This is a genomic window from Clostridium sp., from assembly GCF_016650035.1.
Lineage (GTDB): Bacteria > Bacillota > Clostridia > Clostridiales > Clostridiaceae > Clostridium_AD.
Map to the genome: position 1 here is coordinate 1 of NZ_JAENWM010000111.1, position 10,256 is coordinate 10,256.

At 30.1% G+C, this 10,256-nt stretch carries 10 protein-coding genes; 7 read left to right on the plus strand and 3 right to left on the minus strand.

Annotated features, from left to right (window positions below; genetic code table 11):
* Positions 1 to 261 precede the first annotated feature (261 nt).
* The 5 genes from lon (at position 262) to JJD95_RS18060 (ending at position 5,051) form a co-directional block, all read left to right on the plus strand.
* Positions 262 to 2,595, plus strand: coding sequence for an endopeptidase La (gene lon / locus JJD95_RS18040; protein WP_291644558.1), 2,334 nt, complete (start codon positions 262 to 264; stop codon positions 2,593 to 2,595).
* On the plus strand, positions 2,585 to 3,178 hold the full coding sequence (gene yihA, locus JJD95_RS18045; protein WP_291644559.1) for a ribosome biogenesis GTP-binding protein YihA/YsxC: 594 nt from the start codon (positions 2,585 to 2,587) through the stop codon (positions 3,176 to 3,178). Before lon ends, yihA begins: the two co-directional genes overlap by 11 nt.
* 274 nt (positions 3,179 to 3,452) lie before the next feature.
* Positions 3,453 to 3,848: a hypothetical protein gene (locus JJD95_RS18050; RefSeq protein ID WP_367114848.1), complete on the plus strand. Its 396-nt coding sequence runs from the start codon at positions 3,453 to 3,455 to the stop codon at positions 3,846 to 3,848.
* A 43-nt stretch (positions 3,849 to 3,891) separates the two neighbouring features.
* Positions 3,892 to 4,044 carry a hypothetical protein gene (locus JJD95_RS18055; protein WP_291644560.1) on the plus strand — a complete coding sequence of 51 codons (153 nt, stop codon included), beginning with the start codon at positions 3,892 to 3,894 and terminating at the stop codon, positions 4,042 to 4,044.
* A 173-nt stretch (positions 4,045 to 4,217) separates the two neighbouring features.
* Positions 4,218 to 5,051, plus strand: a complete 834-nt coding sequence (locus JJD95_RS18060) for a hypothetical protein (protein WP_291644561.1) — start codon at positions 4,218 to 4,220, stop codon at positions 5,049 to 5,051.
* A 117-nt stretch (positions 5,052 to 5,168) separates the two neighbouring features.
* Here JJD95_RS18060 and JJD95_RS18065 read toward each other — a convergent pair whose 3' ends face one another.
* Together JJD95_RS18065 and JJD95_RS18070 are read right to left on the minus strand one after the other, a co-directional pair.
* Positions 5,169 to 5,543, minus strand: coding sequence for a polymer-forming cytoskeletal protein (locus JJD95_RS18065; protein WP_291644562.1), 375 nt, complete (start codon positions 5,541 to 5,543; stop codon positions 5,169 to 5,171).
* 254 nt (positions 5,544 to 5,797) lie between these two features.
* Positions 5,798 to 6,754, minus strand: coding sequence for a VCBS repeat-containing protein (locus JJD95_RS18070; protein ID WP_291644563.1), 957 nt, complete (start codon positions 6,752 to 6,754; stop codon positions 5,798 to 5,800).
* 235 nt (positions 6,755 to 6,989) lie between these two features.
* On the opposite strand from JJD95_RS18070, the gene JJD95_RS18075 reads away from it, so the two are divergent.
* Positions 6,990 to 8,111, plus strand: coding sequence for an extracellular solute-binding protein (locus JJD95_RS18075; RefSeq protein ID WP_291644564.1), 1,122 nt, complete (start codon positions 6,990 to 6,992; stop codon positions 8,109 to 8,111).
* Positions 8,112 to 8,164: 53 nt separating this feature from the next.
* On the opposite strand, the gene JJD95_RS18080 is transcribed toward JJD95_RS18075, so the two are convergent.
* A complete protein-coding gene (locus JJD95_RS18080; protein ID WP_291644565.1) occupies positions 8,165 to 8,575 on the minus strand; it encodes a Fur family transcriptional regulator in 411 nt (136 codons plus the stop codon).
* A gap of 173 nt (positions 8,576 to 8,748) precedes the next feature.
* Between JJD95_RS18080 and JJD95_RS18085 the strand changes: the two genes are divergently transcribed.
* Positions 8,749 to 10,125: a PhoH family protein gene (locus JJD95_RS18085; protein WP_291644566.1), complete on the plus strand. Its 1,377-nt coding sequence runs from the start codon at positions 8,749 to 8,751 to the stop codon at positions 10,123 to 10,125.
* Positions 10,126 to 10,256 lie beyond the last annotated feature (131 nt).

The following is a 10,256-nucleotide window of genomic DNA, read 5'->3' on the forward strand; positions in this document are numbered from 1 at the left end:
CTTTCATATTTAAATCTACCTTTCTGATTATCAACACCCCATTTGTACAATCTTATGAGGTATATTCTACACTATATTTTTGTATGTTTGGGACATAATCAAAAACGGTATACTAAGACATTATCATAAACGGATCATAGAAAATTGTGGATTTGTGTGCACAAGTATTGAAAAATTATTGTATTATAGGTATACTATAGTAGTTAAACTATAAAAATGTAGTAAAAGACTACTAATTTAATATAGAAAAGAGGGAGAAAAATGGATAAAAACATAAAGCTTCTTCCGCTAATTCCACTAAGAGGTATGAGTATATTTCCATATATGGTATTGCACTTCGATGTTGGTAGAGAAAAATCTACACTTGCATTAGAAGAGGCTATGCTTAATAATCAAGAAGTTTTTCTGGTTTCACAAAAGAAGGCAAAAGTTGAAGAACCAGAAGAAAAGGATATATATAGTATTGGTACTGTTTGTAATATAAAACAAATATTAAAGTTACCAGGAGATACAATTAGGGTTCTAGTTGAAGGAATAAAACGAGGAAAGATTTTAGAATACAAAGATATGAATCCCTTTGTACTTGCAGAGGTAGAAATTTTAGAAGATGAAGTTTACACGGAGGATAAAAAATGCAAGGCATTACTTAGGACTATTGATAAATTATTTGAAGAATATATAAACCTGTCAGCTAATAATTTTCCGGATGCACTATTTAGTTTAGAAGAAACAGAAGAGCCGGGAAGATATTGTGATATTGTAAGTTCATATTTAATACTAAAGCCATCGACAAAACAACAATTACTTGAAACCTTAGTGGTTGTTAAAAGATTAGAAAAACTGCTAGTTATATTGAAAAATGAAGTTGAAGTATTAAAAATAGAAAAAAAAATTGGAACAAAGGTTAAAACTAGAATTGATAAAATTCAAAAGGAATATTATCTAAGAGAACAAATGAAGGCTATACAAGAAGAATTAGGAGAAGATGACGAGAATAAGCGAGAAATGGATCAATATGAAATTAAAATAAAAAAAGCAAAGCTTCCCAAAGAGGCAAAAGAAAAGGCGGTTTATGAACTAAATAGATTAAAAGGTTCAGGAAATTATTCTGCTGAGAGTGGGGTAATAAAAGCTTATTTAGATTGGGTTTTAGCTTTACCTTGGAATAAAGCCACTAAAGACAATATAGATATTAATAAAGCTAGAGAAGTTTTTGGAGCAGAACATTACGGCCTTATGGATGTTAAGGAAAGAATAATAGAATATTTAGCAGTTAAAAAAATAAGCAAAACACTTAAGGGACCAATACTTTGTTTGGTGGGACCACCAGGAGTTGGAAAAACATCTATAGCAAAATCTGTTGCAAATGCATTAAATAGAAATTTTGTAAGAATGTCACTGGGTGGAGTAAAAGATGAAGCTGAAATAAGAGGCCATAGAAAAACTTATGTAGGTGCAATTCCAGGTAGGATTATATATGCTATGAAACAAGCTGGATCTAAAAACCCATTGTTTCTACTGGATGAAATTGATAAAATGAGCGGGGACGCTAAGGGTGATCCTGCAGATGCGCTTCTAGAAGTTTTAGATAGTGAGCAAAATGCAACGTTTAGAGATCATTATCTAGAATTAGATTTTGATTTATCAGAGGTGTTATTTATAACCACTGCAAATAAATTAGATACTATTCCAAGACCATTATTAGATAGAATGGAAGTTATTGAGGTATCGGGGTATACTTCAGAAGAAAAATTTCACATTGCAAAACAACACCTTATTCCAAAGATGTTAAAAGAACATAATATGGAAGAGGGCAAAATAAATTTTTCGAATTCTTCGATAACCTGTATTATAGAAAATTATACTAGAGAATCAGGGGTCAGAAATCTCGAAAGACAAATTGCTTCTGTTATTAGAAAGGCAATAACTGAAATGGTAGAAAAAGATATAGAAAATGTTAATGTTGAAATCAAAAGTGTTAAAAGATATTTAGGAGCTGTTTTATATACTTATGATAAGGCTGACAAGGAAGATGCAGTAGGCGTTGTAAATGGACTAGCGTGGACAGAATACGGTGGGGTTACCTTGCTTGTGGAAGTAAGTGTTATGGAGGGAACTGGAAAACTTCAACTTACAGGCCAATTAGGAGATGTTATGAAGGAATCTGCTAAAGCCGGATACAGTTATGTTAGAGCTAATGCGCTTAAATATAATATTGATAAAGATTTTTATAAGAATGTTGATATTCATATTCATGTACCAGAAGGAGCAGTGCCTAAAGATGGCCCTTCAGCAGGTGTAACTATGATAACTGCAATGGTATCTGCCTTAACCAAGCAAAAGGTAAGACATAACGTGGCAATGACAGGGGAGATTACCCTTACAGGAAGAGTTCTACCTATTGGAGGGCTTAAGGAAAAATCATTAGCTGCATATAGAGCTGGTATTGATACAATTATAATTCCAAAGGATAATGAAAAAGATATACAAAAGATACCAGACAGTATTAAGGATAAACTAAAATTTATAATTGCAAATAAAGTAGAAGATGTACTTGAAAATGCATTAATTGGGGAGATAAATAATGGAAATTAAACAATCTGAATTCATAATATCAGCAGTAAAACCAGCTCAGTATCCAACAGATAATAGAGTAGAGTATGCTTTTATTGGTAGGTCTAATGTGGGTAAGTCATCACTAATAAATACTTTAACCAATAGACGTAAATTGGTTAAAGTTAGTGGTACACCTGGAAAAACTAGACTTCTAAACTTCTTTTTAATAAACAATAGCTTTTATTTTGTTGATTTACCAGGTTATGGATATGCCAAAGTATCTAAAACTGAACAAGCTAAATGGGGAAAGATGATGGAGGACTATTTAATTCAAAGACCACAACTTCAAAAGGTAGCACTACTTGTGGATTGCAGACGTAAACCATCTAAGGATGATCTCTTAATGTACGGATGGATTAAACATTTTGGATATGAAGTTGTAGTAGTTGCTACAAAAAAAGACAAGTTAAACAGAACAGAGTTAATGAAGGGTAATAAGCTAATAAGAGAAACGTTACAACTAGAGCCAAGTGAAGAAATTATTAATATTTCATCACTTAAAAAAACTGGTGTAAAAGAACTTTTAGACAATATGTTTGGAAATGATCAAATCGAAGAATAAATAAAAATTTAAAATAGACCTACATTACAGTGTTAAAACTAGTATTTAGCGCTGAAAGTAATGTGGTCTATTTTTTTTCGTCCACTAATAGATGTGAAAATAAGAATTTTTTTCCTTAAGGTATTTAGTTGAAAAATCTGTATCAATTTATTTCCATCAGAATAGTATATATTAGAATACAAAAGAAGAATATTTTTAAATAAAAAGGTAAACTGAGGAAAATTAAATTACTAATTAACATTTTATTGAAATATTTTATAAGGAGGGAAGTATAGTGGATATGAATGGATTATTAAGTGGATTAGCAAGTGCTCAAGGCAACAAAGGTGGTAAAAATAATAACAGAGGTAACGGCGGCTTCGGCGGTGGAGGTATACTTTGGATTATCGTTTTATTATTTCTCGTAGGAGGAGCCGGACTCGCAGGACAAAATGAAGGTGGTACTGTATGCGGATGCGACCCAAAACATGTAAAAAAACTATGTAAAGTCGGCGGATCAACTGGTAATGGATACGGCGGATTAGGATTAGGTGGTCTTGGTGGCGGACTTGGAGCTGACGGCGGCGGAATATGGATAATAATTATATTACTATTATGTTTCTGTGGCGGAAATAAAAACAGAGGATGTACAAACAATATTATAAACGTAGATTCTGACGAAGACTGTTAGTTAAATAATTAATTAAAAAAGGACCAAGAAAGGAGGATTTTAAATGTCAAAATCATGTTGTTGTGAAAGTAAGTCAGATTGTTGTTGTGGAAATAGTGGATACGGTGGAAGTGGAGCAGGAGTTGGAAGCATTTGGATAATAATTTTAATAATTATAATCTGTTGTAATGGTAACGGCTTTGGTGGCGGATTCTAAGATTGTCTTAATTAAACATTGGATGAATAAATAATTAATTACAATAGAAAAATTTATATAACATTAAAACATGGCCATGAAATGGCGGTTTTATATGTCAAATCGAAGAGGTTGTTGTTAGCTTAAAATTAGGGAGAGCTTCTGCTCTCCCATTTTATAAATGAGGTGGTAATGTGTCAAAACACCATAAGAGTCATAGAAATAATATGAGCAATGGAAATAATGATAATAATGGAAATAATCAAAATAACAACCCAAATAATAACCAAAATAACAATGGTGTTCAAAATAATAACAGTAATAATAACAATTCTGACAATAATCCATTAGCACAATTGCTTAATGGAAATTCTGGAAGTCCACTTATGGGATTACTAACTGGATTACTTTCTGGAAATAATGGTGGTGGCAACAATATGCTTGAAGGGTTACTTTCTGGTATAGGAGGGCAAGACAATAATATTTTGGGGAATTTACTGGGCAGCTTAGGAGGGCAAGACAATAATATATTAGGGAGTTTATTGGGTAACTTAGGTGGTGGAGGCAACAACCAGGTAGCTAACTCCATGAATAATTCAAATTCACAACAAAATGCTCCAAAACAGGTTAAAAAGAAAGTCGCTAAAAATATCCCAATGGTTAATAATGAAAACATTAATGAAGATAATGATTTATCAAACTCAAATGAAGATCAGCAAGATAATCCCTTATCAAATATATTTTCAGGTATGGGAGAGATAGATTTAAGCCAAATTTCAAATATGCTATCTGGTTTAGATTTAAATAGTTCAAATCTTAATGACATGATAAATTCCATATCAAACGATAACTCATTTGAAAGTAATGATGTTGAATTTAAACATACGAATCCTAAAGAAAGAACACATAGTATTTTGAAAAACTTAGAGGATGAGGATATGGGGCAGTTAATCTATATATTAGCTCATCTAGTAGATGATAGTAAACTTGAAATGCTCAATAGGATTGTTGAAGAAAATTCTAATTAAAGATATTAAAGTTTCACTAATTGTGCATTTTTATTGAGGTGTATTGTGATGAAATTATGTTTTTAAAAGCAACACATAAATCGTAATTTATGTGTTGCTTTTTTTATTAGTGAACTATTAATTATCGTCTCCATAACTCGGATCAACATAACTTATCATGGTACATTTCCCATCAAGAATTCCACCTTCAGAAATTATTAATTTTTTAACTGAGATATCTCCTTTTATATTACCACAATTTTCTATGGTTAACGTGTTTTTACAGGTTACATTTCCATGGACTATTCCATGTATAAATGCATTGTTACATATAGTATTGCCTTTTACTTGTCCAGATTCACCTAGTACTATATCATCCTCAGAGAATAAGTCCCCGTCAATAGAACCATCTATTTTTAGCAGCCCATTTCCAGTTATAGATCCAATAATACAGCATCCACCACCAATTAAAGTTTCAATTCTATCCATGTCTTTTTCTTTATTACTAAACATATTAATTTCCTCCAATTTTATATTGATTTAAGTTTCTAAATGATAATTTATAGAAAAAAAATTAAATTATATTTTATAGTGAATAAAATTTTGCGAAAAGGTTAATATTATTAATGTAATCGGAGTTAATATCTCCATTAGCATAAAATAAATTATTTTATGCGGAACCCCCCCATCCCCCTTGGGACCGATAATACGGTCCCTTTTGTAATTGTATAAAAGATGACAACTTTCAAATACGCTAAAGGGGAAGATTATTTAATATTTATAGAGGTAATCTTAAAGGTAGAAACATCGATACTATTAGGTATAAGGTTAAGAATTAATTCTAGAGTATAATTTTTTGTTTCGGTTACACCAACGGTATTATTTCCTCTGAAATTTAATGTCCATAGAATTTCATTAGCATTACCGTTTTTATCCCAATTAGAGTCTTTGAAAACTGCATCTTGGAAGTTGAAATATACTTTTCTACTTGATAAATCGTTTAATAATGAAATGTCATTACCGCTTAAGCCGGGTGCGAAAATATTCTTTGATATGTTTAATTTTTCCATAGGAAAGCTAGTCATAAGATTTATGAAACCAAGTACGGTGTCTTTTCCCATATAATTATAAATATAGTTATAGTCAAAGGGTTTTAAACTATTTTTAATTAAAATATAACTCATAAAATTTATTTTGCCTTCTTTAATGTTTCCGGATAAAACTTTAGGAGTTTTATTATTCTTACTGTCTACAAAACCAAGAATATTGTTATTACTACAAAAAATATCATCAAATTTTTCACCATTCCAAAAAAATACATGTTGAATAGGTTTATTATTTCGAGAAGATTCTTCTATAGAGGCTTGAGTGAATATTTCAGGCACTTTGTTTCTAGATATGTCCATTAAAGTAAGCCTCATTGGCCATTGCGTATAATAATTTCCTACAGTTTTAATTTTCTTAGAAGGATCCAGATAATAGCTTTTATCCCCTGAGTTTATTTGAATATAATATTTATCTGTATCTGTTTTTATGTAGAGAATATCCTTAGTTCCATCCCCAGTTAAATCAGACTGCAACATTTTAGTTTCATCAATAATATTAAATGTGTTTATTGAGTTATTTGTGAAAAATAAAAAGGAATTTAACGCTATGGCAAATGCAATAATTACCAAGGCATAATAAATAAACTTCTTCTTGAAAAATACTACCTGTAATTTCATATATTCCACCTCCCTTTAGATTATATGTAACAATTCTACATTTAATTAATTTATCTAGAAAAAAAATAAAATAATTCATATATCCTAATATAATGAGGTGACTTATGAAAAAAAAATTTAAAGCTATCCCAAAATTATGTAATGTACTTTTAGTTTTATTTATGTTGTTTAGTCTTTCAGCTTGTAAATCCGATAAAAAAGAAAAAAGTGAAAATCAAAAAAAATAAATGTATTTATGGACACAACTGATGAATATTCTTCCAAAGTAATTAAGTTTTTAATTGATGATTTCAAAAAAAATAACGCGGATGTTGAAATAAAATTAAATGACGTATTAGGTGGTAAAAGTAATATCCTAGAGACTATTAATATAGGTACCGAAATTGATTTGATTTTTACTAATAGGAATACTATTATTGAACTTAGTGAAAAGGGAGTTTTAAGTGATTTAGAGAGTACTTATAAAAAAGAAGCTATAAGTGAAAGGTATTATGACATAATGAGTTCTTATGGTAGAGTGGGTGATAAATATTATGGTATAGGAGTTGTACCATATAGTATTGAATTACTATATAATAAAGATTATTTAGAAAAATTAAAGATATTAAATCCTAATAATTTAGAACAGTGGCTAAAGGTCTTAAAGCAAATTAATGGCAAAGGAATAAAAACTCCAGTAATGCTAAATGATGACATGAGTGTTAATGGATTTCTATTTTCATTAATAGCTAGTAAGACAATAAATATCCATGATCTTGAAGAATATTATGATGGTGGTGAGGAATGTTATAAAAAAATGAAAGATATGCAAAAAATATTTAATGAATTTAACACCTTAGTAAAAAATAATGGAATTAACGCAAATTCGTTTGAACTCGGGAATGAACAAAGTATTAATAATTTTGTTAATGGAGATTCTCCATTATTAATAGGTATATCTTATTATAATTCTAAATTTACTGGAAGTAACATCGGCATAGTAGAGGAGTATGATAATAATTCAAATTATGGGTCCAATGTACCTATTATAATTAATTCCTTAGTGGGTATTCCTGTAAATGCTAAAAATATGGATAGCGCAAACGATTTTATTGAATATATATATAGTGATGAGGTTCAAGGTAGACTTGTTCAGAGTGGAATTATAAGTGGAAATAAACTCTCCAATAATAAAACAACAGGTATTGGGAAAATAATGGTTCAACATATGTACAAAGCTAATGATAATAGTATTCTTATATTATATAATTTACCTGATAAAATTAAAAATAGTGTGATTTTAACTACTAGAAGGATTTTAAATGGTGAGTTTAGTTCTAAAGAATGGGATGAAATATTAAAAGAATGTTATAAATAGATATATAAACAAAAAAGAAGTATTTAAAAATACTTCTTTTTTTGATTAATAAATTATTGTTTGCAATTTTCACATAAACCATAAAAATATATTTTGGTTGTTAAAACTTCATAGCTTGTATGCTCTTTTACATCTTCATTTACATTTGGGAAAGTTATACCTTCTACATCTTCAACTTTGCCACAATGTATGCACTGTATATGAGGATGTGATTGCATATTACCATCATACCTAAAGCTACCTTCCCCTACATTAAGTTCTATTATGAGTTCTACTTCTACAAGTGTTTTTAGTGCCTTATAAATTGTAGCCAAACTCATAGTAGGGTATGTTGGTTGTAGAGCTTTGTAGATTACTTCTGCGGAAGGGTGTTCTTTTGTTGATTGCAGATATTTATAGACAGCTATGCGCTGAGGTGTAAGTTTTAATTTTTTTTCTTTGAAAATTGTTGTTATGTTATTCATACACACCATCCTATAATTTAATTTACTGTAAAACTTATTATATAATAAAAACTATTACTTGTCAAAAGAAATAATTAGATTTCTATAAATGTATTTAAAATTATATTCTATTTTTAATTCATTTATTGATTTAGTAACATATATTAGTAATATAGAAAGGGGGAGCTTATATATTGAAAAAAACCTATGTATTAGATACCAACGTTATTTTGTATTCACCAAGCGCTATTTTGTCTTTTGGAGATAATGATGTAATAATACCTGAAGTGGTGTTAGAGGAATTAGATAGTTTTAAAAAAGATAAGAGCGATTTAGGGGCTAATGCCAGGTATGCGGCTAGACTTATTGACAAACTTAGAAAGCAAGGGAAGTTAAATGAGGGTATTGAGCTTGAAAATGGTGGAAGACTTAGAGTAGAAATGAACCATTACGATACCCAAATTCCTCCTTCTTGGAATAAAGAAAAAGCAGACAATAGAATAATACAGGTATGTAAAGGTCTTAAAGAACAAGGAGAAGATGTATGGTTAATAACTAAAGATATATTTCTAAGAATAAAAGCAGATGCCGTAGACATAAAAGTAGAAGATTTTTACGAAAAATTTGTACCGGAATTTGATGATCAGTATACAGGAAGAATAGATGTATTTGTATCTCCAGAGAAACTTCAAGAGTTTTTCAGTAAAAGAATTTTAGAAATTGAGGATTTACTTAATTATGATGATAATACAGGGGAATACACTAAACCAATTTTATTTATAAATCAATTTTTATTAATTCATTCATTAGAAAATCCTAAACAAACTGCACTTGGTAGATATGATGGTAAAAACGTAGTACCACTTTATAATAAGGACAGCAAACCCTTAGGAGTTGTACCAAGGAATGTAGGACAGAGGTTTATGTTAGAAGCGTTAAGTATGGACGCAGTAAAAGCACCACTTGTAATTGTAAAAGGACCAGCAGGAACAGCTAAAACATTATTTGCATTAGCTGTAGGGCTCCAAAAAATACTAAATGATAATAGTGAGCATTACAGAAGAATTTTAGTTTGTAGACCAAATGTTACAATGGATGAGGATATAGGGTTCTTGCCTGGAACGGAGCAAGAAAAAATAGCTCCCTTTATGAGACCTATTTTTGATAATTTAGAAATACTTGTGGATTCTGATGAAAAGCAGCGTTACAAAAATGAGAAAGATTTATTAGATAAGATAAAAGATTTGTTTGATAGGAGGATTATAACTACTGAAGCAGTGGCTTACCTTAGAGGGAGATCCATAGTGAAAAATTGGGTAATCATAGATGAGGCACAAAATTTGTCTCCAAAACAAGTTAAAGCAATAATAACTAGAGTGGGTGATGGAACTAAGCTTATTCTTATAGGGGACCCAGAACAAATAGATCATCCTTTTCTTGACTCAAGATCAAATGGTTTGTGCTATGCCTCTGAAAAAATGAAGGGTAGTAGTTTATGTTATCAGGTAACACTTAAATATGATGAATGTGAGAGGTCACCCCTAGCATATGAGGCTTCAAAGAAATTATAAATAGAGTACTCACGGAAACTAATAAATAAAACTTGAATTTGTTTTGAGTTGTATAGAATTATAAAATTTAATGATATTAGAGCGGTTTGTAATAAAAACAGGTATAGCAAACAAGCCTGCACGGTGCAAGA